Consider the following 23,807-nt stretch of genomic DNA (forward strand, 5'->3'; position numbering starts at 1 on the left):
GGGGCCGTATGCCAGTCGGGTGTCGAGTGCGCCTGAGGGCGTACGCGGTCGGTCCGTGGAAGGCGACGTCACTTCCGGCCGGGGGTCCATTTCATGCCGAGTCGGTAGGCGCGGGAGATGACGTCCTGGACTCCGGGGCCGTCCGCAGGGGTGAACCAGCGCACCTCGCGCCCGATGACGAGTTCGCCCTTTTGCCTCTTGATGAGGGCGATGGCACAGGCGTGCGCCTGGGGCGGGCAGTCGTCCAGAGCCACCCGGAAGCGGTCACCGCGGTCAGAGGTCAGGGTCACCACGGCGTCGAGGCCGCGGAAGTCGCCCGACCCTGCGTAGATGTAGACGAAGAGCAGGAGTTTCTGGAACTCGGCCTGATGGTCCAGGTTGATGACGAGGTTCTCTCCCGTCTCCCGGGCGCCGGTCCGGTCGTCCGTGTCAAGGGCGACGTACGGGAAGCGGTCCACCGCGCCGAACGCGTTGCCCAGCGCCTGCACCACGGTCTTGGAACCGTCGGTGCAGCGGATCATGCAGCCGAGGTCGAGATCCACCGTCCTGGCCGCGGCCGACCGCAGTGACGCCCGGATCCGACCGAACAGGCCACGGGCCTCGCCGGCCGCCCTCTGCGCGGCGGCCTGCGGAGAGGTCCAGTTGAGATTGACCTTGATCAGTCCCGAGGTCACGCCGTGCTTGTCCAGGGAGACCGCGGGCGAGGCCTTCGTCAGGTCCACGGTGGCGGGCTTGGTCATGCGGCACCTTTCGGAGAAGGCCCGGGGAACCGGGGTGATCGACGACCATACAGGCGGGGCGTGAGGCATCGCAGAAAATCGGTTGTTGACGGCCTGGCACGAGGATTGGGGCCGTCGGCCGGGCTGCGGAGTGGGAGACGGAAGGCGCGCGAGGTGCTGAAGACGGCAACGGTTCGTGGAGGTGACGCCGTACTGATCCCTGGGATTGTTCGCCCTGGCGGCCGTTAGCGTGAGGGCCGTTGTAGGGGAGTCCGAGCCGGAGCGGAGCGCGGAGAGTCGTGGGCGGTCTTACGGAAGCGAAGCTGAGGGCGCTGGCCGGGGAGCGTTCGTTCGAGCGTGGACGTGGCTATGTCGACGAGGCGTCCGGGGTCGAGTTCGGTGACGGCTGGATCAGGGCATCGGTACGCGGCACGAAGCGGTACGACGTGGAGCTGGTCCTCGCCGGGTGCAGGAAGCCGACGGGCACGTGCGACTGCCCGTACGGCCAGGAGGGCAACTTCTGCAAGCATCTGGTCGCGCTCGGTCTGACGGCGATCGCTCAGGAGGCCGACCTGCCTCGCCGGCGGAAGGCGGCCCGGGACCGTACCCGCGGCCTCGACGCCTGACTGACCGGCCTGTCACGGGACGGCCTCCTTGCTCTCGTGCGGGAGGAGATGGCCGAGGACCGGAACCTGCGGAGGCGACTGGAACTGCGGGCGGCGAGCGCCCGCGGAGACCTGGCTGAGATCCGGTCCCGTATCCGTGAACTGCTCGACATCGACCCGTTCGCCCAGCACGGCTCCGTCGAGTACGCCGACGCCCGTGCCTACGCCGACCAGGCCGGGCAGGCGGTCACCGCGATCCGGTCATTGACGACCTCCGGCCGGGCGGCCGACGCGACGGATCTGGCCCGGGAGGCGATCGGCCCGCTGGCCAAGGCGGCCGAGAACGTCGACGACTCCAATGGTCGGCTCGGTGAGATCGGCGCCGGCCTGGCCGACGCCCACCACGAGGCCAGTCGCGCGGCCGGCCCCGACCCGGAGGAACTCGCGCACTGGCTGGTGACCCACGCGCTCGGCGACGCGGCCGACCTGACGGGCATCGACCCGCTCGACTACGAGGACCTGCTCGGTGAGCGGGGGATGGCAGCCCTGCGTCGGTACGCGGTCGAGGCATGGCAGGTCAACCGCACCGGCTGGGCCGAGAAGTACCTGATGCAGCGCCTTGCGAAGTCGGGGCGGGACGTCGACACGGTGATCGCCGTGCACGCCGCCGACCTCGCGCCGAACGGTCACACCCACCTGCTCATCGCCCGTGAACTCGACACCGCCGGCCGTACCACCCATGCCCTGGAATGGGCCGAGCGCGGCATCCGGGAGACCGAGGACCTCGCCACCGTCGATACCTTCCTGATCGACTACCTCGCCGACCGCTACACCCGGACCGGCCGGCCTGCCGACGCCGTCACCCTGCGCCGGGACCACTTCGCAGCCCGTCGCTCTCTGCTCACCTACCAGCAGCTGCGTGCTGCTGCCAGGGCCGCCGCCTGCTGGCAGGCCGAGCGCGAGAAGGCGCTGGCGCTTCTCCGCGCCGATGCCAAACGGGGGGCATGCGCACAGTGGCCGGGTCCTCGTCCACATCCTGCTGGACGACGAGGACGTCGACGCCGCCTGGCGGACAGCCGGCGAGTACGGCGCCCACGACGGCCAGTGGCTCACCCTCGCCGACCAGTCCCACCCAACCCGCCCCGCGGACGCCCTCGCCGTCTACCGTCGCCTGGCCGCCCGCCTCACCCGCGAGACCGGCAACCACGCCTACGAACAGCTCGTCAGCCTGCTCCTGAGCATCCGCGACTGTCACCGCCGCCTCGGCACACCCGACGACTTCACCGCCTATGTCACCGGCCTGCGCGCCGTCCAGAAGCGCAAGCGGAACCTGATGCGACTGATGGACGACAGTGGGCTCTGACCCGCCCAGCTTGTCACGTTGACACTGTCAACGGATGGGTTTGTTGTTTATAATTGAATCCGCGTGTACGCTGTCTGCGGGGCTGGGGGTCTGCCCACGTCGCGAGACGGGCATTCTCCCGCGGGGAGTCGTGTGCTTGCAGGGCCATGCGAAGAGGCAAGGGAATGGGCTGTGGCGACGGAGATGATCGCGGAGCGGTTCCGGCTCCTGGGGGCTGTGGACTCGGGCAACATGGGCGAGGTCCACAAGGCCGAGGATCTGGATGCCGCTCCGTGCGACGTCGACCGTGTCGTGATGTCGAAGCGCCGGAAGCGAGAGTGGCTCCTCGGATGGCGCGACATCTGCCGTGCTACGGATGAGCGCACCGCAATTGTCGGAACATTTCCACGTGCAGCCGTCGGTAGTAATTTGCCGGTATCGGCCTTGGAAGTCTCCGATGGTCGACTTGTGGGAGCGTTGCAGGCATGCCTCGCCCGACGAGTGGCGGAGTTGAGCTACACGGCCCATGAAATGAAGCCGTTTGCCCGCGACCTCGGCGACACCGGCACCTCCTTCATCTGAGACGAAGACCGCCGCGCCGTCATCCGCGCCGAACTCGACGCCCTCTTCTTCCACCTCTGCGGGATCAACCGCGACGACGTCGATTACATCCTCGACGCCTTCCCCATCGTCAAGAGCAAGGACGAGGCCAAGTACGACACCTACCGCACCAAGGACCTCATCCTCGCCGAGTACGACCGCATGGCGGCGGCCGACGTCAGCCTGACCAAGCCCTCTCGTGGACGGCGAGAACTACATCTCCACCCTCACCTCGCCCCCGGGCCACGGCCCCGCCACCCGGAAGCCTGTCCCGCACCACGCCCACGTCTACGCGGCCCGGACCGGAAGAGAGCGCCCCGGTCCGGGCCACGACCTGAAATGGAGTGACCATGGATGATGAGATCCAGCTGATCAGGGACGGCGATGGCCTGGCGGTCATCGGGGATCGAGCGGCGGTCGACCGCTTCCTCATCTCAGAAGGGCTGCCGTCGCAGGCCCTGCGACCGCGACGGTTCCGGTCCGCCCTCGGTGACGCGGCCGGGTTCGCGCAGGCGGGTTCCGACTTCGCCGCCAACTCGGGTCGCTGGGTGAAACTGACCAAGGAGTCCGCGCAGCGTGTCGACAAGCTCGGGCTGAGGAAGAGCGCCAAGACGGGCCTCAGCACCGGCGTGCTGAAAGGGCCCAAGGGGCAGAGCAAGGGGTTCGTCGAGTTCGTGAAGGGGCCCGGGCCCTTTCGGGGCAACCCGGCGCAGCTGTCGAACGTCGCGACGGTCATGGCGCAGCTCGCGATGCAACAGGCCATGGACGAGATCACCGACTATCTCGCCGCTATCGACGAGAAGCTCGACGATGTGCTCCGTGCCCAGGAGGACGACGCGTTGTCGAAGATGATCGGAGCGGAACTCGTGATCGAGGACGCCATGACCATCCGGGACGAGGTGGGCCGGGTCTCCGACATCACGTGGTCGAAGGTGCAGGCCACGTCGGAGACGATCGCGACGACCCAGGTGTACGCGCTCCGCCGGCTCGACGCGCTCACGGAGAGGATGGAGCGCAAGGCCAAGATCGGTGAGCTGGCCGCGGCGGCGGAGGAAGCCGGGTCGAAGGCCCAGCAGTGGCTAGCCGTACTGGCTCGTTGCTTCCAGCTCCTGGACGCGATGGCTGTGCTCGAACTCGACCGGGTGCTGGACGCGGCTCCGGACGAGCTGGACCTGCACCGCGACGGGATACGGATCGCCCGCCAGAACCGACTGGATCTCATCTCGCGGAGCACCGAGCGACTGGTGGCCCGGATGAACGCGGCCGCCGAGGAGGCCAACGCGAAGGTGCTGCTGCACCCGACCAAGTCCCCGGCCGTGGTCCGGTCGAGCAACCAGGTCGTGGCCGGCGTCCATGACTTCCACGGGCGGCTCGGGATCGAGGCCAGTCGCGAGTCGTCGGAGACGAGACGATGGGCGGCCGCGGCGGTGGAGGTGAGGGACAAGGCGCTGGAGACGGGAGCGAAGGGCGTCGGCGCGGCCAGAAACCTCGGCAACGAGACCCTCGACCGGGCCAGTTCGGTGAAGGACAAGATCGTCGACGGGATCGCCGAGCGAGCGCGCCGTCGGCGCGCGGACAGGGACGCGGAGGAACGCGCCACGGAAGGCTGAGCGAGCAGCGCCGACCGTCAGCCACGTGGGTGCCCGCCTGACCGCTACTCGGGCAGAGCGGGCCTGTCACCCGACGACCCGCCTCGGCGAGCCTCGCTCCAGCCCGCGCCAGGACCAACCCGCCGTACCCATCCTCCACCGCCCGCCCGGAGCCGCGCCATGACGTCGTTCGCCGACTTGGAAGACACCCGCAAGGTTCAGACCGCCGTCATCGGCGGGGCGGGGTCTGACGACCCTGTCTTCCTCCCGTACGACCACGACGAGTTCGACCTCTTCATGCGGGGCCGCTCCCGCGACGACTTCTACTGCGGCACCCTCCTCGGCGGCTGCGGCAAGAAGCTCAGTGCCAAGCGCTACACCGAGAAGAAGTGCCACTTCGCCCACCGCCCGCCCGTCCACTGCCGTCGCACCGCGAACGGCGAGTCCAGCGCCGACCACCTCTACATCGGCCAGGCCCTGACCCGATGGCTCGCCCGCCAGAACCACAGGCAGGCCAAGGCGTCGTACCGGACGGTCGGGGACAGGCCGGGTGGAACCGTGGACTTCCGGCTGTCCGGTGGGCGGCAGCTCATTCGGGTGCAGATGGCCCGGCTGGGCCTGCACCCGTGGCGACAGGAGGCGGAGGGCCTCGCCCGGGGTGCCGACCACGTTGAGTGGCTCTTCGGACCGGACAGCATGCTGGCCTTCGACCGGGTGGAATCCCACGGGTACGCGATCCGGGTCGAGTGCCGGACCGTCGGCGTCACGCGTGAGATGCGGATCGGTACCCAGTTGCCCGGCAACACCATTGAATGGACCACGCTGGAGGAGTGCTCCCTGACTCCTCAGGGGATCGTCACCCCGGGCTTGGTGCCCACTCCTCGGGGCATCGTGCCGGGCGGGTCGGCCGAAGCGGCCACCACCGCTACGCCCCTGCTCTTCTTCGCGCTCGCCGACGACACGGTGGCGTTCACCGGAGCCGTGCCGAGGGCCGACGTGCAGTCGTCGACGGGGACACCAGGAAGCGTCTACGACGCGGACATCCAGCCTCTCGGCTCGGCCATGACCCGGGCCCGTATCGTCCTTCCTCATGCCTCGACGCCGCCCAATCCGTCGAGGGTGTACGCCCTCCGGGATCGGGTGACCCTGACCCCCGTCGACGGCACGACGACAGACATGCCCGCGTGGCTTCTCACCGCGGCGCAGGTGCGACGCCTCGACGCCCAGGAGGCGGCGGCCTGGACCGGACTGAAACCACCCCAGCCGGTACCCGCGGCAGCCACGCTCCTCCCCGTCGAGCAGCCGCCCGCACCTTCGCGTCCACGGCTCGACGATCGCGAGATCGTGGCCTCCTTCCGGAAGACCCTGGAGCGGACCGCCCGCGCACGTGGCCGGATCACATGGTCCAAGCTCGTCGGGAGTGCCAGGGCGACGCCTCAGCAGTTCACGTCGGAGCGCCAGCGCAGGCTTCTCATCGCGCTTGACTTCCCTCGCGCTCAGGACAAGCCGGTACTGTCCTCGCTCCTCAGAACGGAGAACGGCGAGGTCCCGTCCTTCTTCGCGGCGGTCCTCACCGGGCTGGGCTGGGCACCGGGCCTCCCGGGGAACCAGGTTCGCCATATCAACGAGGTGGAACGGCGGCGTGCCTACGAACTCTCCGGCGACGCCCCAGGAGTGGCCTCCCCGCCCCCGCCCGCCGCTCCGGTGCCGCCCGCGCCCCAGCCCGCACCGCGGCCACGGCAACCGCAGAGCTGGGCACGGGCCGCCGCCAAGCCGGCCTCGCCGGATGGTCTTTCGATCCACCAGCTCGTGCTCGCGGTGCGCGAGCACCTCAGGGAGCGAGGCAGGAGCGGGGCTGCGATCACCTGGCGCGAGCTTTCGGCGAACACCGGCATCGACTTCGAGGAGCTTTCGGACGAGCGGCGCGCCAACCTCCTGTTCCGTATTGATGATCCTCTGAAGGACCAGGACCTTATGTACGCGGCCCTCGTCGTGACGGACGAAGGTAAGCCGCTGCCGTACTTCCCCCAGCTCCTCCAGCGCCACGGACGTCCGGTGCCAGGTCTCCAGAGCGAGACTCACCTGGCCAGGCGGCTGGAGGTGGACCGTATTCGTCGCGCGCACGCGACCAGTGCGAGCCGGCCGGATGACGGGGAAACGGCAGCGTCGGCTGCCGCCACGGTCCCCGGCCCCGAACCGTCTGCCGCATCGGCTCCCGCTCCTGCTGAGCACCCCGTCGACACCTCTGTGGCTGCGGCCGTCGGAACGCTGACCGGACTGCGTTGGCGCTTCGATCACGCCCGGCAGGCCGGCGACCTCGCCGAGGCCAAGCGTGTCTGGCAGGCTGCGGGCAAGCTGTACGGCACGAAACTGCCCCCCGAGGAGCAGAGCGCGTACCGATCCCAGCTGCGCGACATGAGCGAGTGGGTGCGGGAGCGCGAGAACGAGAACATTCAGGCGGACCTCCGCGGGCTGCTCGATGATCTCGCGCGGCGAGAGGGGCTCGCTGAAATCGATGCCCTTCGTGACGGCCTGGCTCATGCGAAAGAGCTCAAGCGGAAGCACCACGGCAAACTCCCGCAGGACCTCCAGGGCACGTACGGCGCCTGCGAGGAACGACTTGCCGAGCTGCTTGCCGTGGACGAGCCCCGGCCGGACGAGACCAAGTTGTCGGAACTCGCCGCTGTCGTCCGCTCCCTGCTGGAGGACACCGCACGGGACCGGTCCGTGCTCACATGGTCCGCGATCCGGCACCGGCTGAACGTGGAGCTGCCGCACCTCCACCCGGACGATCAGGGACAGGTGCTTGTCCTCGCCGACGCGGACACGCCGGCGGACGAACCGCTCCTCTCCGCCCTGGTCACGACCAGCCAAGGGGATCTCCACCCGCTGTATCGACACGTGGCCTTCTCGCTCGGCCGGGAGACGCCCTCGGGGCAGGACGAACTCCACGCACGGTGGCAGCTGGACGTCCTTCGGCTCTACGGCATCTGGAAGCACCGCCGACCCACTGATGGAAGAATGTGAGAAACTCGGAAAGTGCGAGACTCGCACTTTCATCAGGTCCTGGGTAGCCTGGATGGACGAAGAAGACATGGGATGGAGAGAGGGAGGTCACCCATGGCCGCGACCACGTTCCATGCCAGCGTGCGCGACAAGGGGCAGCTGACGCTGCCCGCAGGGGTGCGCGAGGCGCTGGGAGTCTCCCCAGGTGACGAGCTTGAGTTCGCGATCAACGACGCGGGTGTCGTCGAGGTTCACGGGCTGCGGAAGATCCGCACCGACCAGGCGTGGTTCTGGACGGAGCGGTGGCAGACGGGTGAGCGCGAGGCGAGCGAGGACATCGCGGCCGGACGCACCACCCGGCACGAGGACGTGGACGAGATGTTCGCGCACCTCGGCAAGGAGAACTGACCCCGACCCCTGGGAGGCCCATTGCCGACTTTCGAGACGACCGCTCGCTTCGACCGCGATTTCAAGAAGCTCCTCCCGGAGGAGCGGGCGCGGTTCCAGGAGACCATTCGGGACAAGTTCGTGCCGGATGTGACCAGCGGGCGGTTTCGGCCCGGCCTCCGGGTCAAGCCGGTCCAGGGAGTTCCGCTCCCCGCCGGCGCGCGTCCCGTCATGGAGATGACCTGGGCGCCTGACGGACGTGCCACCTGGCAGTACGCGGACGAGGTCCGCGCGGGTGAGCCGCACATCATCTGGCGCAGGGTCGGCGGACACGAGATCTTCGATCCTGGTCCCGCCTGAGGGGTGGCTGGAGGGCCGTCGGCGGCGGATGTCGTCGGCGGCCCTCACGCGGTCCCCGGGCCCGCAGCCCTGACAAGGAGTCGAGCCAGGCTGTGTGCAAGCGGCCGGAGCGCGGAACCGCACGGCAGAATGGGCCCGTGAGCGACGAAGACGTGGACCTGGCCGAAATCCTGGGGACCCAGGAATCCGCATGGCTGGAGTTCAAGCGCAGTCCCAAGCGCGAGGGGAAGCGGGGCGACGCCATTGGCAACGCGGTGTGTGCCATGGCCAACGACCTGTGCGGTCGCGGCGGCGGCGACATCCTCGTCGGGGTGGACGACAACGGCATGCCAGTCGATGACGTCGACGTGAGCGATCGGGCGCTGCTCCAGCTCACCGAGATCCGGGACTCCGGGCTCATCCTCGACCGCCCCTCTCTGACCGTCGAGCGGGCCGTCTACCGGGGCAAGCCCGTCGTCCGGCTTCGCGTGGCCGCGTCCGCGACCCCGCCGGTACGGTTCGACGGCGTCATCTGGGTCCGCCCCGGCCCCACCACGCGGAAGGCCAACCGGGAGGACGAGCGGGTCCTCACGGAGCGCCGACGGGCCAGGGACCTGCCCTTCGACACGCGCCCGCTGGAGCTCTCTCGCATCGATGACCTGGACCTGGACGTGTTCCGTCGGTCCTACCTGCCGTCGATGGTCGCACCGGACGTCATCGAGGAGAACGGCCGCCCCATCGACCTTCAGCTCTCCTCGCTCCACCTCGCGACCCCCGCTGGCACGCCCACCACGCTCGGTGTACTCGCCGTCGGACTGGATCCGACCAGTCAGGTACCCGGTGCGTACGTCCAGTTCGTCCGCTACCAGGGCGCCGACCTCGACGCCCCGATCGCCGACGAGCAGGAGCTCCGGGAGAACCTGGTGGGCCTCTCGGCGCGCCTGGAACCCTTGCTGCGCAGCAACCTGCGCACGCGGCTCGTGGAGGACGGTTTCCGGGAGACCCCGCGCCCGGACTATCCGTTGGAGGCGCTGCGCGAGCTCTGTATGAACGCCCTCATGCACCGCAACTACGAGACGTCCTACGCGCCGACCAGAATCGTGTGGTTCGACGACCGGATCGAGATCACCAATCCCGGCGGACCCTTCGGACAGGTCCGGGACGACAACTTCGACCGGGTCACCGACTACCGCAATCCGTCCCTCGCCGCCGCGTTGAAGGGCCTCGGGTACGTGAACCGGTTCGGCCGTGGCATCGGCCGGGTGAGAAGGGCGCTGGAGGACAACGGGAATCCGCCCGCCGAGTTCCAGGTGGACGATTCGTCGTGGGTCGTCGTGATCAGGAGAGCCGTATGACGTCGATCGCGCTGTTCAACAACAAGGGAGGCGTGGGAAAGACCACCCTCACCTACCACCTCGCCCACATGATCCGGCGCCTAGGCATGAGCGTCCTGGCCGTCGATCTGGACCCCCAGGCCAACCTGACCTCCATGTGTCTGGACGAGACGGAGATCGAGGACTTGTGGGAGAACCCCTCCGAACTCATCAACCAGGGTGCGGCGAAGGCGGGACTCCCCGGCACCGGGCGGGTGCGCAGCGGACAGACCATCGCCGACGCCGTCCGTCCCATCCTCGAAGGGACCGGTGACATCGCGGCCGTCGAGCCCGTCGAGCTCCAACCGGGGCTCTGGCTGCTGCCGGGAAGCCTCGACCTCAGCCGCTTCGAGGACAAGCTGTCCAACGAATGGTCCCGCGCCTACGCGGGTGACATCGCGGCCATCCGCACGTCCACGGCGTTCCACCGGATCATCGAGCAGGCCACATGGACCGTCGGGGCGGACGTCGTGCTCATCGACGTCGGCCCCAACCTGGGGGCCATCAACCGCGCCGCCCTGATCTCGGCCGACACGGTACTGATGCCGCTGGCCGCCGACCTGTTCTCGCTCAAGGGCCTCAGCAACCTGGGGCCGACGCTACGCCAGTGGCGCGCCGACTGGCAGCAGCTCGTCCTGCCCAGGGTGCCCGCGAACATCTCCGCACCCCGGGCCGAGATGCGACCCCTCGGGTACGTCATCATGCAGCCGGAGATGCGCCTCGACCGGCCTGTCAAGGCGTACGAACGCTGGTTCAAGCGGATTCCGTGGGTCTACTCCTCGGCGGTCCTCGACGAGGCGGAACCCACCCGTGAGGACAACCGGCATCGCATCGCGACCATGCGGAACTATCGGAGCCTGATGCCGCTGGCGCACGACGCCCGGAAGCCCATGTTCGACCTGAGGCCGGCCGACGGCGCCCTGGGCAGTACCCAGCAGTACGTGAAGACCTGTTTCAAGGAGTTCCAGACGCTGTCCCGCGAGGTGCTCGCGCGGATCGGCGAGCCTCTGGACGAGGCCTGCCTGACGGCGCCGACGGACCGGCGTTAGCGCTCCGTCGCGAACGACACGAACCGCGCCCAGCCCTCGCGTCCGACCGAGAAGGGCCGACGCTCCACGTCCTTGGAGTCCCGGACGTGGACGGCCTGGGCGGTGAGGGCGACCTCGACGCAGCTGACGCCCTGGCTGCCGCTGTAACTGGACTTGAACCAGGCGAGTTCGGTGGCTTCTCAGTTTCGAGATGATCGGAGCTGGGTGGGTCCGCTGACGGCTGCAAGCTCGATGTCCAGGATCTGGGCTTCGGCTGGTGCGGTGACGATGAGGAGGACGGACACCTCGGGGTGCTCGTCCTCATAGAGATCGTCTTCCCCGTTGTCTCCGGGAATCGCGTTCGGCTGGACCTGGAGGCGGGTCGTGTCGGCGAGGGTGGCCAGGAAGTAGACGTCGCGGTAGTCGCTCTCGCGTTCGGCGAAGTCACGTTGAGCCGTTCGGCGAGCAGGTCGGCCAACTCCTTGGCCGTGTGGGCGTTCGTGCCGTAGGTGTCGAAGACGGTCATCTGCGCATTCCCCTCAGGCCGCGTGGCTCTCGGCGCGTTCGACCAGCAGACCGTCCTCGAAGCGGGCGCCCGCGCGGACGAGCGGGACCAGGTGGGCTCCGGTTATCGCCCGCCAGCGGGCCTGGACGGACTCGACGAGCTTGAACACCATCGCGAGGGCCGCGGCCGGGCGGCCGGCGCCGCGGGTGACCTTCGTCCTCAGCTTGACCGTGGAGAACGTCGACTCGATGGGGTTCGTGGTCCGCAGGTGGACCCAGTGCCCGGCCGGGAAGTCGTAGAACGCCGGCAGCTCGTCCCGGTCCTCGGTGATCTTCGCGACGGCCTTGGGCCACTTCGTGCCGTAGGCGCGGGCGAACGCGTCGATCGCCTTCTCCGCGTGCGCGCGGTCCTCCGCGTTGCAGATCTCTTGCATCGCCTTCGTCGCGCCCGGCTGTGCGGACTTCGGCAGGCAGTTCGTGACATTCCTGGTTTCGTGGATCCGGCAGCGCCGGTGCCGTGCGCCCGGGAACACCTCGACCAGCGCCCTCCACAGGCCCATCGCGTCGTCGCCGACGACCATCTCCGGGTCGCGCACGCCCCGGCGGCGGCAGTCGCGCAGCAGGTCCGCCCACGACTCGGTCGACTCCCGCAGCCCCTCCGCGAGTGCGATGAGCTCCTTCGTGCAGTCCAGTCGCACCCCGAGCAGCACCAGCACGCACGAGTGCGCCTGCCCGAGCCGGACCTTCGGGTGCACGCCGTCCGCCCACACGTAGACGAAGTCACGGTCCGACAGGTCCCGGTCCTGGAAGGCCGCGTGGCCCTCGCCCCACTGCTTCGTCAGCCGGGTCACCGCGGCCGGCGACAGTCCGGCCGCCGAGCCGAGGAACTGCTCCAGCGCGGGCACGAAGTCCCCGGACGACAGTCCGTGCAGGTAGAGCAGCGGCAGCACCTCGGAGATCTTCGGGGACTTGCGGCACCACGGCGCCAGGATCTTCGAGGAGAACCGCTTGCGCTCCCCGGTGGCCTCGTCGATCCGGTGGTCGTTCACGCGCGGCGCGGTGACCTCGACGGGGCCGCGGCGGTGACCACGGTCCGCGTCCGGTGGTGGCCGTTGCGGACCACCAGCCGATGCCCGCACTCGTCCCGCTCGGCGGCCAACTCGGCTATGCACTAGTTGACTTCGGTCTCCAGCGCGGCGGCCAGCATCAGCCGGGCGCCCTCACGGACGATCTCGTCGATCAGGGAGCCGGATTCGGTGGAGCCCTCGGAGGTGACTACGCTGAGCACGGGCAGCCCTTCCCGACCCGCGCTGCGAACGCGGGCCTACTCGGTGACCATCACAGGATCATTCGGGAAGGTACGCCCTCCGCGTCCCCGCCCGGGACTGATCCACAAGTTCTGAGCATTGCGCGAAAGACACCTGTCTCACCCTGCGCATGATGGCGGGCATCTACAAGGACCTCCTGCACGGCGAATACGTTCTGGTGGACAACACCACTTCCATGGCGCCTGCGGTTGTGTGGGAGGACGACTTCCGCACCAACAGCGCATGCGCCACACAAACCATCGACCGCACCGCCACGGAGCAGGGCAGGCCGCAGACTGGCATCCCACCGAGGGCGGCCTGGCGGCGGACCGGATCCCCAGCGTCGACAGAGCCGAGAAAAGTGTGTGTACGACGTCAACGCGTTGTTGATGGTGATGAATGGACCCTCTCGTGTACGCTCGACGTATGAGTGAAGCAGACGCGGCAGTGAAGGACCGGCTCGTATCCGGTTCTGAGATCGCTCGCCTCGCCGGTGTGACTCGGGCGGCGGTCTCCAACTGGCGTCGGCGTTACGAAGACTTCCCCGCACCCCGGGGCGGGGGCGCGAACAGTCCACTGTTCGCCCTGGGTGAGGTGCAGGCCTGGCTGGAGAAGCAGAACAAGGGCCAGGACATCTCGGCCGAGGTGCGGCTCTGGCAGGCACTGAGGGCCGCCTACGGGGAGGAGATCTCCGTAGGCGTCACGGATGTCGCCCGCCATCTGTCCCAGCAGGAGCCCACCCCAAACCTGCCCCCCGACGCGGCCCTGCTCTCCGACGAACTGGCGCGGACGGAATCGGCGGGCCTGCTGGTCGAGGGCCTGGTCGCTCGACTCGCCGCCTCGGCGGGCCGCGCGGGATCCGACAACGTCACCTCCGAGCGGATCGTCCGAGCCGTGCGCCACTTCGCGGGTGATGTACCAGCCGATGCCACGCTGTTCGATCCCGCTTGCGGCAATGGCACCCTGCTCCTCGCGGTCGGTCCGGGCCAGGGGCTGAAACGTTTCGGCCAGGAGCGCAACCCGCAGAGTGCGCGCCTGGCGCAGCTACGGGCGGAATTGGCAGGGCGTACGGACGTCACCGTTGTTGCGGGTGACTCCCTCGCCGCCGACCAGTGGACCGGCCTTCAAGCGGACCTCGTCGTCTGCGATCCACCCGTGGGCGTCACGGACTGGGGCCGGGAGTCCCTGCTGCTCGACTCCCGCTGGGAGTTCGGTACTCCGCCTCGCGCGGAGGGCGAGCTGGCCTGGCTCCAGCACGCCTACGCCCACGTGGCGCCGGGCGGCAGGGTCGTGATGGTCATGCCGGCGTCGGTGGCATACCGCAAAGCCGGCCGCCGGATCCGCGCCGAGATCGTGCGCCGGGGGCTGCTCGCCCGGATCGTCGCCCTTCCCGCGGGCATCGCCTCCACGCACGCGGTCCCGGTCCATGTGTGGGAGCTCGTTCGACCGCGTGTTCCCGGAGAGACGTCCGATGTCGTACGGCTGGTCGACCTGACGGGGAACAGCCCGGACGGACCGTTGGAGCCCGCCCCGCACCAGGTGGTGGACGTGCCGTTGATCGAGCTGCTCGACGATGTCGTCGACCTCACCCCCGGCCGGCACACCGCGGCGTCACACCGCGATTTCCGGGCCGAGTACGAGTCTCTGCGCGCGCGCCTCGAGCAGCAGCTGGAGCGGCTCGCCGCGCTGCTGCCCCCGCTCGCCGAGGGCGCGGGCCCGGGATCGCTCGACACCTCGACGGTCGGCGTCGCCGAGCTCGCCCGGGCGGGGCTCGTCGAGTACGGCGACGGGGAACCCGTGTCGGTCAGCGACCAGCTCGACACCGACTATCTGCGCGGCTTCCTGCGCAGCCCGGCGAACGTCCGCCATTCCACCAGCACCAGTGGCACGTACCGACTGGACAGCAGAGGCGCCCGCATCCCGCAGCTGGACATCGAGTTGCAGCGCCGCTACGGACAGGCCTTCAGGGAGCTCCAGGAGTTCGAGGAGCGCCTGAGCAGGGTGGCGCAGCTCGGCCGGGAAGCCGTGGAGTTGGCCCGGGGTGGCCTGGGGAACGGTGCGCTGACCCCGCCCGCCGCCGGCGACTGAGCGCGGCGGCCGGTCAGCGATCGTCCGAGCGGGGCACGAACTCGCTGGGGACCCCGGTCCAGGAAACGTGCAGAACCTCCCTGGCCCGGGTGCAGGCGACGAACAGCAAGCACCGCTCGCGCAGCAGATCCGACGCGTGCTGGATCGGGTCGAGCGCGGCCGGGGTCACCTCCCGGGCGAACGGCAGGGCGGTCGACGTCGTCCCGAGGACCGCCACGCACCGGAACTCCAGGCCCTTCATGGCGTGCATCGTGGCCACCCGTACCCCGTCCGACTCCGGCCCGGGGTTGTCCCGGACCCTCGCCACGGGGATGCCCGCCGCACGCAGCTTCTCGACCACCTTGTCGAGGAGCAGGTTGAAGCGCGCGCAGACGCCGATCTCGGACGGCCGGATGCCCTGCCCGATCCACTCCTCCACCCGCTCGACCAGCGCGGCGACCTCGGCTGCCTCGGAGGCGTATCCCTCGACCCGGGGCCTGCGGCCGTGCAGCAGGGAGCGGTAACCGGCGAGACTGTCCGCGCCCTGGCCGGCGAGATCCTCGACGGCCACCGACGTCAGGACGCCTGTCGACCAGGTCAGGATCTCCTCCGTGCTGCGGTAGTTGATGCGCAGGCGGTTCGACCGCCCCGCCACGGAGATGCCCAGCGAGCCGAGTGACACCTTGGAGTCGTAGATCCGCTGATGGGGGTCGCCCGTGAGGAACAGGTCGTCGCTCCCGGGCGCGGCGGCGCCGCGCAGCACGCGCCACTGGGCCGGGTGCAGGTCCTGCGCCTCGTCGACGACGACGTGGTCGTAGCCGGGGCCCGTCCGCTCCAGGATGCGGGCGGCCCGGGCACACACCTGAAGGTGCGTGCTCACCCCGCGCTCGCGCAGGATCGATTCGAAGAGTTCGACGGCGGGCCACAGCTGCTCACGGCGTGCCGTGGAGAGCGCGCTGCCCCGGCCCCGCCGCGGTGAGGTGCGGTACGTGTCGAGATCACGGATGTCCTGGGCCAGGATGACGTGCCGGTATTCCTGGGCGAGGAACTGCTCGGTCCACGGCAGGCCCAGCTTCTTGATCACCCGCTCCCACACCTGCCGCTCGTCCCGGTCGCCGACGGGCGAGGGTGCCCGGCCGTCGGCCTCGGTGACGGTGCGGTGCGCGTAGGCGTTCACCGTGGTCACGTCGACGCGGGCCAGCTGAGCCGCGTCGCCGTCGAGCAGCAGGGAGAGGCTCTCCCGCAGGGTGGCGGCGAGAGCGTTGGTGTACGTGGTGAGCAGCACGCGGGTGTCGGGCGCACGCGACAGCAGGTGCTTGACGCGGTGCAACGCCACGACCGTCTTGCCGGTGCCGGGCCCACCGCTCACCTGCACCGGGCCGCCGTAGGAGACGCGGTAGGCGATACGGCGCTGCGACGGATGCAGGAACACCCGCCACGCGGCGAACGGCTTCTCCAGGACCTCGGTCAACTCGTCCGGGCCCGTGACCAGGGTGATGCGGCTCGCGGTGTTGGCGATGACCACGGCGAGACTCTCGTCGGGATCCGGTCCGGCGTCGGCCGGGCGGCGCACGGCGACGACATCCCGGTAGACCTCGTCCGGGCTGAACCCCTCGGCGAGATACTGCAAAGCCTCGAACTGGTCCTCCGGCAGGAGCGTTCCGAACGCCTCCAGCTGAGGCTTGTCGACGACGGTGCGCACTGCCCGTAGTACCTGCTCGTCGATGCCGAGATCCCGCAACACGGTGTCCGAGTACGCCGCGAACAGCAGGGACGGGGCGCTTGCGGCCGCCTTCTCCAGGGCCGGGGTGAGCTGTTCGATCGCGACGACGTTGCGCACTTCGAGACCGCGCGTCGCCTTGTTCGTCGTGTAGAGCCGCTTGGCCGCCCAGGTGTACGCGTCGTCGTGCGGTACGACATTGACCAGCAGGAAGACATCACTGCCGTCGTCAGGGGCGAGGACGACGCCGCGCCAGAAGTCGTTGATGCGGATGGTGCGCATACGGGGATCGCGGGCGTTGTCCACGGACTCCAGGTGCAGTCCCTTGTCCGCGTGGAGTCCGGCGACGGTGAGGAGCTGGAACTTCGCCATCGCCTTGCGTACGCCGGCCTTGACGGGCTTCTCCAGGACGTCGTAGCTCTCCCAGAAGCTGTTGGCGAACGCGAGCTGCGGCACGACGTGAACTCCCCACCCTGGACGGACGCTCCGCCGTCGATCATACGGACCGGTCGGCCTGCATATGCCGGGAGACGGACGCGATGTCGGCGAGCAGGGCGGCGGGTGCCTGGTCGAGATCCAGCGCGTGCTGGTGGATGACGACCCCCGCGTTCCGTACCCGGTGGGCCGCGTGCGGCTCGTTCCCCTTCGCGTAGACGAGATGGCCCTCGGGGAGGCCGAGGGCCGTGCAGTAGGCCAGCATCTGGTACAGGTCGGCGTCCGGGTAGCCGTCGCGTTTCTCCGCCTTGTACTTGGCGTCGGCGACCGCCAGCGGCGTGGCGTCCGGCCGGTACAGCACGAAGTCGGGCTTCATGCGGATGGCGGCTGCCTCGTCGAGATGGTGGGAGTCCTGCAAGCGGCACCCGAGGTCCGTCCCGCGCAGGGACTCGCGCAGCGCGACCGTCACGAAGTCCTCGAAGAGCTTGTTCATGTTGAACAGGAATCCGTCGATGCGTAGCCCGCCCAGGGCGTGTTCGGGCGACGCGTCGTCGAGGACGGCGCGGGCGAGGTGCAGGGCGTGCTGATAGCGCGCGTTGAGACGGGACGGCTGCCAGCTGGGCAGCGACTGCCCCCGGACGATCGGTGTGACGTCGGCGAGCCGCAACCGGTGGTGCAGCAGCCGGCGCCGCACATCTCGCGGCACGCCGGGCAGGCGCAGCAGCCGCTCCACCGCGGTCCGCAGAATCCGGTTCTCGGCGATGTCCGTGGTGAACTCGTCATATGTCACCTCGACCGGTAGCGGGGCACCGAAACGCCGCCGTATCTGGTCGGTCTCCCGGGTCCTTCCCCGTACGACCAGAGCGGACTCCTCGGTCTCCCGGTACCCCTGAAGCAGCCCTTGCCGCAATGCCCGGTCGATCTGCCGCTCCACCGCGTGGGCGAGGGCTGGCAGCAGGTCGCGGTGCTCGGCCGCGTCGACCTGACCGCCGCGCCACCCGCCGCGTGGATCGAGGCTGTAGCCGAGCAGGAAGAACAGCCTGGCGATGGGCACTTTGGGCGTGATCCGGACGGTGGCGGGGGAGCCGAGCCCCGGGCCGTCGACGCTGACGGCCCCGACCTTGCTGCCGGCCCGCAGCAGCCAGGTGCCCGGCGTGTACGGATCGGGGGAGGCGTCCACGATCCGCGAAGCGGCCAGCGCGCGCCCCACCGCGTCCGGCAGGACGTGACCGGTGGCGGGCGCGTGCTCGACGAGCTCGACGGTGACGCTCACGCGGGCGACTCCGGAAGAGCCGGCAGGGACCGCCGCAGAGCGGAGAGCCCGTACCGCTTCTCGATGTCGACTCCCTCGCCGTAGTGGTGCTCTTCGAGGAGGGGAAGGATCTTCGTCCGCCAGGTCCGCTCCAGGCCGCCGTCCCGGTACACGCCCTTCTTCATCAGATACGAGGGCCCGATCCGGAAATCGGCGTCGTCGATACGGGAGTTGAGCGCGTCAAGGAGGTCGGCGGGCTCGGAGTCCCGCTCCTGGGAGGTCAGCCAGCGGCGGAGGAGCCCGATGGTCGGCTCGGTCCGCGGGGACAGCTCCACGAACGCGAACCGGCGTCGCATGGCGGCGTCCACGAGCGCGATCGAACGGTCGGCCGTGTTCATCGTGCCGATGACGAACAGGTTCGGCGGCAGCGCGAAGTCGTCGCCGGAGTAGGGCAGCTGGACCCCCCTGTCCCGGTACTCCAGGAGGAAGTACAGCTCGCCGAAGACCTTCGCCAGGTTGGCCCGGTTGATCTCGTCGATGATCAGGAAGTGCGGGATGTGCCGGTTACCCTCCTTGTTGGCGAGGTCGGCCAGGTCCCGCAGAGGCCCGGCGGTCAGGCGGAAGGCCACCTCGTGGGTCTTGGGGTCCTCCTTCGGGCGGATGCCTTCGACGAAGTCCTCGTAGGCGTACGAGGGGTGGAACTGCACCAGTTTCACCTGCTCGGGCCCGCCGCCCAGGAACTCCGCCAGCTTCAGGGCGAGATAGGTCTTGCCCGTGCCGGGCGGGCCGTAGAGCACCAGCTGCCGTTCGTCCCAGAGGAGATCACGGACCTCGCGCAGCCAGTCCGTGTCGTGGACCAGCAGTTCCGCGGCCAGCGCGTCCGTCGGCTCGGGCAGATCCAGTTCCCGTCGTACGGTGATCGCCGGAAGCTCCACGCTGGGGTCCCGCTCTATGGCCTCGGCCTCGTCCGCCAGCTCCTCGTCGGTGAGACCGAGCCCGTCGATCACCGACTGGACGGAGGTCAGCTCCACCACGTCGTGCTGGATGGAGAGCTTCTGCTTCAGCTCCTCGGGCAGATCGTCGTACGGGTGGCCGGCGTCCTGCCACGACACCGGTCGGCGAAGATTGGACCGGCGGTCGTCGGACTCGATCTGCTGGACCTCACCGGTGATCTGACCCACGTAGAGACGTCCGTCGGAGATGGTGCAGACCGTATCGCCCTCCTTCATCCGGGAGAGGAAGGCGTGCACCTCATCGGTGAGCTGCTGCTTCTGGCCGTACGTCGCCGTGGACTCGTAATCCTCCTCCACGAAGGTGCGCACCTGCTCCTTGCTGATGCCCTGCCCGACACCCTGCCGCAGCCGAGGGGCCGCCAGGGTCACCCGCTCCTCCGGCAGCCACATGCGGCGCACGAGGTCGAGACCGGTGACGTTGGATCCGCGCACGAGCCAGGCGCGGTTGGGGCCCCACGACGCGCCGGGCATGAAGTCCGACAGCGGGCGGCCGTCCTCGGTCTTCCAGGCGAGCCAGCCATTGATGCTGCTGCCGACGAGGACGTTTGCGGCTTCGGTGGGGGAGTTGAAGGTGAGTTCCTCCATGGTCTCCAGCCAGTCGGGCCACTTGTCCGAGGGCCTGATTGCGCCGGCTTCGATCAGCTTCTCGCGCAGGCGGTAGGCCGATGGCACGCGTGAGGGGAAGGAGGGGACTACGTCGTTCCGTACGGGTTGCCCTGGCCCGACGATGAACCTCCGGCTGCCGTTCGTCCCCATCTCGTTCGTCTGCCGGCCGCGCGCCACCGGCCCGCCGTTGGGCAGCCGCAGGCAGAATTCCGGATATTCCTCGGCCATGGTCACGGCCTCCCCGTCCGTAGACATCGATCTCTTACGGAAGACTAGGCGGCCGCACTGACAACAGGGGGATCTTGTGAGCTACTGGGGCCCGGAATCGCAGGCGGAACAGTTCTTCAGGAAGGCCCGCCAGGAATGGCTGGAGGCCCGGGTCCAGGACCTCGCCAAGGCCCTGGAGATCGACGGAGCTCAGCTGTACGGGCTGCTTCCGGCCGACTTCGGCGATCAATACCGACTGGCGGCAGCCACGATCGCGCGCGTGGCGGCCGACCAGGCGCGGGCCCGGTCCGTGGCCGAGACCGTCCACTGGCTGGAGCGGCTGATTCCGGGCGCCCACCCCCACGATCTGACGGATTCGGTGCGGGAACTGCGCTCCCGTCTCGCCCCGGGCGACGAGCCGGCCCTGTGGTCCTGGAACGCCGAGGCCTGGGAGCAGATGCTGCTCTGGTGGTGGAGGCGGAACCAGCCCCGCACCGGAGACATGGACCGGGACTTCGCCGAATGGAACTCCCGCTGGTCGGCCGAGGTTCCGTGGAACGGGCCCGTCGACACCCCGGAGCGCACGCCGCGCCACCACGGCCGGGAGCTCCTCACCCTGGCGGAGTTCTTCGCCCACGAGCCCGAGCCGGTGGGACTCCTCGCGCGAGCCGTGCTCGACGCTCCGGAGACCGCCGCGACGGTCCAGGACGCCGTGCTCCTGCGCGAGGAGCACCTCCAGGCCGCCGGGCATCTGGTGTGGCTGGCCGAGCAGCAGGCGTGTGCCGAAGCGCTCGAAGCCTGGCGGCGTGCGCATCAGGCGGGCGGCTCGGACGCCGCCCGGGCGTTCCTCGCGGAGCTGTCCGAGGCCGTCAAGCGGTACATGTCGGTTGTCCTCCAGCCTGTGATCGACGCGCTGTCCGCCTGCGAGCGCGCCCTCCTGAGCGACAGCAGACACGGTCCACGGCGGTCCGCCGCCGACTATCTGGACGCTTTCCTCGACTTCCTCGACTGGCAGGGCGAAGCCCCGGACGACGCCGAGGTCGTGAAGGCAGCGGAACTCGTGGCGCAGGGCAGGCCCACCTGGCACGGGATGGAGGGCTCGCTGCCCGTCTGGTACCACATCGTCACCTCCCCGCAGGAGAGAGCCGCGGCGAAGGCGTACTCGGGCGAGCCGTCGGCGTCCGTGCTGCGTGTCAGGACCGGGGCCGAGCCCGTACAGGAGTCCTTCGACCTCTTCGCGGATACAGGGTGGGGCACGTCCCTGGCGCCGGAGCCCGAGTGGTACCCCGAACCCGGGATCGACGTCCACTACGCGGCCGACAACGCGTTCGACCTCTGTGCACTCCTTGCCGTCGCACGACTCGGGTACGCACGACTGCAGTTCTTCACCGTGGGGGCCGACGGCGGACTTCAGCGGCTGCGTACGGTCCTCGCACGCGTACGGGAAGAGGACGCCCTGGCCTGGCGGCGGTGGGCACTGGCGTCGCTCGCGGTGCTGGCTCCCGAGCCCGACGATCTGGCCGACGCGATCGCCCGGCAGGACGGCGACAGCGACACGGACGACTGGTCGGACGACGACGGTCCTGAGGCGGGCAAGGCACCCGAGGAGCAGGTCGTACGTCCGGCCGCCGGTGGCCTGCCGGCCGCGCTGCTCGGCAAGGTCAGGGCGCTGCTGCGGCAGGCGGAGGACTCGAGCGTCACGGAGCAGGAGGCCCGCACCTTCCTCGACAAGGCCACCGAGCTCATGGCCAAGTACGGCATCGAACAGGCCATGCTCGACGACGTCTCCGAACCGGGGCGGCCGGTGGACAAGGTCATCGACGTGAGTCCTCCGTACGTCAAGGAGGCCCGGCGGCTGCTCAGCTGGATCGCGCACGAGATGCGGTGCCACGCGGTCTACCCCGGCGGAAAGGACAACCGGCACCGGGTGCACCTCTTCGGCTTCGATGCGGATCTCCACGCCACCGAGGTCCTGTTCACGAGCCTGCGCTTCCAGATGCTGAGCGGAGCGGACACGGCGGACGCCCTGCACCGGCCCGAGGGCGAGGACGTGCGCGCGTACAAGCGATCCTGGATGCTCGGTTTCATCCGCGAGGTCACCGCGCGCATCGGTGCGGCCCAGCGGGCGGCACGGGCGGCCGCCGACGAGCAGCAGTCCGACCCGCTGGACACGAGCGCGGGTGGGCGCAGTGTCGCCCTGGTCCTCGCGGACCGCTCGGCCGTCGTCGAGGCGCAGGTCTCCGCCCGTTATCCGAAGCTCGCCAAGGCGCGCCCGACCAAGTTCAAGGGCACGGGTTACTGGCAGGGCGTGGCCGACGGGAAGCACGCCGAGATCGGCGGGCCGGCCTTCGCCGAGCAGGAGGAGAACGCCCAGCTCACCCACTGAGCTCGGCACCCGGGCCGGGATCCAGGTGGATCGCCGCCCACACCGTCGTGCCGCCCGGCGGGAACGGCACCACTCCCCACCGGTCGGCGAGCCCGGACACCAGGAGCAGCCCCCGACCGCCCTCGTCGGCGAGGGCGCTCTCGGCGAGGACCGGCGGACGGTCGCCCCGCGCGTCGGTGACCTCGATGTGGAGGGCGCGCGGGCTGCCGCCGAGCAGCAGCCGGAGCCGGAAGCCGCGTCCCGGCACCCGCCCGTGCAGCGCCGCGTTGGCGGCGAGCTCGCCGATGATCTGCTCGGCACGCTCGGTGACGCCGGGCGCGAGATCCCAGGCGCGGAGCTCGTTCGCCGCGAGCAGCCGAGCGAGCCGGGCGCCCCTGCGGGTGCCCGACAGGAGCTGGCTGAACATGCTCTCGGTGTGCGGTGGTTGAGTCGCGGTGTGGTTCATGGGGGCCACGGTGGCCCGCGCGCGGGGGGCGTACGCGAGTACCACACTCCGTACGGGAAGTCAGCGTATGGAAACGCAGGGTGGACAGTACGCGGCGCTTCCCGTCACTCTGGGTGAGTCCCGCGCGGGGGAGGGCCCGCGGGGTGCGCACGTGGAGGTGGCTGCGTATGGCGGAGCACGGCGGCGACGGGGAGCGGGAGCCGGACGCCTCGGACAGTCTGCGGACGTTCGGGGCGGTCGTCCAGGCCCTGACAGCATCCCGCTGCTGACGGACGGGCAGGTAGAGGCGCAGGTCGCCGCGCGGTTGGAGCGGCAGAAGATGCTGCACGAGAGGCTGCATGTGGCGTTCAGCTTCATCGTGGAGGAGTCGGTCTTCCGTAGGCGGCTCGGCGGTGCGGAGGTGACGCGGTGCATGCTGGACTCCGTGCTGGAGCGCAGTGCTCCACGCAATGTGACGCTGCAAGTCGTACCGCAGGAGGCGGAGTTCCACTCCTGCCTGGACGGCTCGGTGCAGCTGTTGGAAACCCCGGAGGGGAAGCGCCTCGCGTACTCCGAAGGGCAGCAGAACGGGCGGCTGATCGCCGACCCGAAAGAGGTGAGCCTCCTTCAGCAGCGCTATGACACACTGCGCTCGCAGGCCTGAACCCCAAGGAATCGCGGGGTCTGCTGGAGCGACTGCGAGGAGAGCTATGACTACGACGGAACTCGCCTGGTTCAAGTCCAGCTACAGCGGCACACAGGGAGACGACTGCGTGGAGGTCGCCGTCGCCGACCATGCCATCCACGTCCGTGACTCCAAGGACCCGGCCCGCCCTGACTTCTCCGTCGGCCGCGACGGCTGGACGCAGTTCGTGCAGTACGCCGCGCGCGGCTGAGC

General features: G+C 69.6%; 15 protein-coding genes and 4 pseudogenes. 12 read left to right on the top strand and 7 right to left on the bottom strand.

Annotated elements, in window-relative coordinates:
- Positions 1-68 precede the first annotated feature (68 nt).
- Positions 69-740 carry a hypothetical protein gene (locus ABZ621_RS25995; protein WP_360608502.1) on the bottom strand — a complete coding sequence of 224 codons (672 nt, stop codon included), beginning with the start codon at positions 738-740 and terminating at the stop codon, positions 69-71.
- A gap of 278 nt (positions 741-1,018) precedes the next feature.
- On the opposite strand from ABZ621_RS25995, the pseudogene ABZ621_RS26000 reads away from it, so the two are divergent.
- From ABZ621_RS26000 to ABZ621_RS26035, 8 genes and pseudogenes are all read left to right on the top strand, one after another.
- Positions 1,019-2,687, top strand: a pseudogene (locus ABZ621_RS26000) (SWIM zinc finger family protein).
- Between the two features lie 171 nt (positions 2,688-2,858).
- The gene (locus tag ABZ621_RS26005; protein WP_360608504.1) at positions 2,859-3,248 is read left to right on the top strand and encodes a hypothetical protein; all 390 of its coding nucleotides are present in this window, start codon (positions 2,859-2,861) and stop codon (positions 3,246-3,248) included.
- A 368-nt stretch (positions 3,249-3,616) separates the two neighbouring features.
- A complete protein-coding gene (locus tag ABZ621_RS26010) occupies positions 3,617-4,876 on the top strand; it encodes a hypothetical protein (protein ID WP_360608506.1) in 1,260 nt (419 codons plus the stop codon).
- A gap of 159 nt (positions 4,877-5,035) precedes the next feature.
- Positions 5,036-7,882, top strand: coding sequence for a competence protein CoiA family protein (locus tag ABZ621_RS26015; RefSeq protein ID WP_360608508.1), 2,847 nt, complete (start codon positions 5,036-5,038; stop codon positions 7,880-7,882).
- A gap of 93 nt (positions 7,883-7,975) precedes the next feature.
- The gene (locus ABZ621_RS26020; protein WP_360608510.1) at positions 7,976-8,269 is read left to right on the top strand and encodes an AbrB/MazE/SpoVT family DNA-binding domain-containing protein; all 294 of its coding nucleotides are present in this window, start codon (positions 7,976-7,978) and stop codon (positions 8,267-8,269) included.
- Between the two features lie 21 nt (positions 8,270-8,290).
- Positions 8,291-8,608 carry a hypothetical protein gene (locus ABZ621_RS26025; protein ID WP_360608512.1) on the top strand — a complete coding sequence of 106 codons (318 nt, stop codon included), beginning with the start codon at positions 8,291-8,293 and terminating at the stop codon, positions 8,606-8,608.
- Between the two features lie 137 nt (positions 8,609-8,745).
- Positions 8,746-9,942: an ATP-binding protein gene (locus tag ABZ621_RS26030; RefSeq protein ID WP_360608514.1), complete on the top strand. Its 1,197-nt coding sequence runs from the start codon at positions 8,746-8,748 to the stop codon at positions 9,940-9,942.
- Positions 9,939-11,009, top strand: coding sequence for an AAA family ATPase (locus ABZ621_RS26035; protein ID WP_360608516.1), 1,071 nt, complete (start codon positions 9,939-9,941; stop codon positions 11,007-11,009). The genes ABZ621_RS26030 and ABZ621_RS26035 overlap by 4 nt, the downstream gene beginning before the upstream one ends.
- Here the strand turns inward: ABZ621_RS26035 and ABZ621_RS26040 are convergent.
- Positions 11,006-11,182: pseudogene (locus tag ABZ621_RS26040) on the bottom strand (DUF397 domain-containing protein); the annotation flags it as partial. The gene ABZ621_RS26035 and the pseudogene ABZ621_RS26040 overlap by 4 nt on opposite strands.
- 345 nt (positions 11,183-11,527) lie before the next feature.
- Positions 11,528-12,780, bottom strand: a pseudogene (locus ABZ621_RS26045) (IS256 family transposase).
- A gap of 445 nt (positions 12,781-13,225) precedes the next feature.
- Here ABZ621_RS26045 and ABZ621_RS26050 point away from each other — a divergent pair.
- The gene (locus tag ABZ621_RS26050) at positions 13,226-14,887 is read left to right on the top strand and encodes an N-6 DNA methylase (RefSeq protein ID WP_360608518.1); all 1,662 of its coding nucleotides are present in this window, start codon (positions 13,226-13,228) and stop codon (positions 14,885-14,887) included.
- Positions 14,888-14,900: 13 nt separating this feature from the next.
- Here ABZ621_RS26050 and ABZ621_RS26055 read toward each other — a convergent pair whose 3' ends face one another.
- Genes ABZ621_RS26055 through ABZ621_RS26065 form a run of 3 tightly spaced genes read right to left on the bottom strand, consistent with a single transcriptional unit; the run spans position 14,901 to position 20,120 of the window.
- On the bottom strand, positions 14,901-17,042 hold the full coding sequence (locus tag ABZ621_RS26055; protein ID WP_360608520.1) for a UvrD-helicase domain-containing protein: 2,142 nt from the start codon (positions 17,040-17,042) through the stop codon (positions 14,901-14,903).
- Positions 17,043-17,082: 40 nt separating this feature from the next.
- Positions 17,083-18,294: a restriction endonuclease gene (locus ABZ621_RS26060; protein WP_360608522.1), complete on the bottom strand. Its 1,212-nt coding sequence runs from the start codon at positions 18,292-18,294 to the stop codon at positions 17,083-17,085.
- Positions 18,291-20,120: a DUF4357 domain-containing protein gene (locus tag ABZ621_RS26065; RefSeq protein WP_360608524.1), complete on the bottom strand. Its 1,830-nt coding sequence runs from the start codon at positions 20,118-20,120 to the stop codon at positions 18,291-18,293. Before ABZ621_RS26065 ends, ABZ621_RS26060 begins: the two co-directional genes overlap by 4 nt.
- Before the next feature lie 76 nt (positions 20,121-20,196).
- Here ABZ621_RS26065 and ABZ621_RS26070 point away from each other — a divergent pair, with 76 nt between their 5' ends.
- Positions 20,197-22,485 carry a DUF2786 domain-containing protein gene (locus tag ABZ621_RS26070; RefSeq protein WP_360608526.1) on the top strand — a complete coding sequence of 763 codons (2,289 nt, stop codon included), beginning with the start codon at positions 20,197-20,199 and terminating at the stop codon, positions 22,483-22,485.
- Here the strand turns inward: ABZ621_RS26070 and ABZ621_RS26075 are convergent.
- Positions 22,475-22,930: an ATP-binding protein gene (locus ABZ621_RS26075; protein ID WP_360608528.1), complete on the bottom strand. Its 456-nt coding sequence runs from the start codon at positions 22,928-22,930 to the stop codon at positions 22,475-22,477. The genes ABZ621_RS26070 and ABZ621_RS26075 overlap by 11 nt on opposite strands.
- 250 nt (positions 22,931-23,180) lie before the next feature.
- Between ABZ621_RS26075 and ABZ621_RS26080 the strand changes: the two are divergent.
- Together ABZ621_RS26080 and ABZ621_RS26085 are read left to right on the top strand one after the other, a co-directional pair.
- A pseudogene (locus ABZ621_RS26080) lies at positions 23,181-23,623 on the top strand (DUF5753 domain-containing protein); the annotation flags it as partial.
- On the top strand, positions 23,620-23,805 hold the full coding sequence (locus tag ABZ621_RS26085; protein ID WP_360608530.1) for a DUF397 domain-containing protein: 186 nt from the start codon (positions 23,620-23,622) through the stop codon (positions 23,803-23,805). The pseudogene ABZ621_RS26080 and the gene ABZ621_RS26085, both read left to right, overlap by 4 nt.
- The last annotated feature ends 2 nt before the right edge of the window (positions 23,806-23,807 follow it).

The sequence above is a fragment of the Streptomyces sp. NPDC007863 genome, assembly GCF_040633895.1.
Taxonomy (GTDB): domain Bacteria; phylum Actinomycetota; class Actinomycetes; order Streptomycetales; family Streptomycetaceae; genus Streptomyces.

Excerpts from the sequence above, each read along its gene's own strand:
- ABZ621_RS25995 (WP_360608502.1), bottom strand. The coding sequence starts at position 740 with ATGACCAAGCCCGCCACCGTGGACCTGACGAAGGCCTCGCCCGCGGTC.
- ABZ621_RS26010 (WP_360608506.1), top strand. The coding sequence starts at position 3,617 with ATGGATGATGAGATCCAGCTGATCAGGGACGGCGATGGCCTGGCGGTC.
- ABZ621_RS26015 (WP_360608508.1), top strand. The coding sequence starts at position 5,036 with ATGACGTCGTTCGCCGACTTGGAAGACACCCGCAAGGTTCAGACCGCC.
- ABZ621_RS26020 (WP_360608510.1), top strand. The coding sequence starts at position 7,976 with ATGGCCGCGACCACGTTCCATGCCAGCGTGCGCGACAAGGGGCAGCTG.
- ABZ621_RS26035 (WP_360608516.1), top strand. The coding sequence starts at position 9,939 with ATGACGTCGATCGCGCTGTTCAACAACAAGGGAGGCGTGGGAAAGACC.
- ABZ621_RS26050 (WP_360608518.1), top strand. The coding sequence starts at position 13,226 with ATGAGTGAAGCAGACGCGGCAGTGAAGGACCGGCTCGTATCCGGTTCT.
- ABZ621_RS26065 (WP_360608524.1), bottom strand. The coding sequence starts at position 20,120 with ATGGCCGAGGAATATCCGGAATTCTGCCTGCGGCTGCCCAACGGCGGG.
- ABZ621_RS26075 (WP_360608528.1), bottom strand. The coding sequence starts at position 22,930 with ATGAACCACACCGCGACTCAACCACCGCACACCGAGAGCATGTTCAGC.
- ABZ621_RS26085 (WP_360608530.1), top strand. The coding sequence starts at position 23,620 with ATGACTACGACGGAACTCGCCTGGTTCAAGTCCAGCTACAGCGGCACA.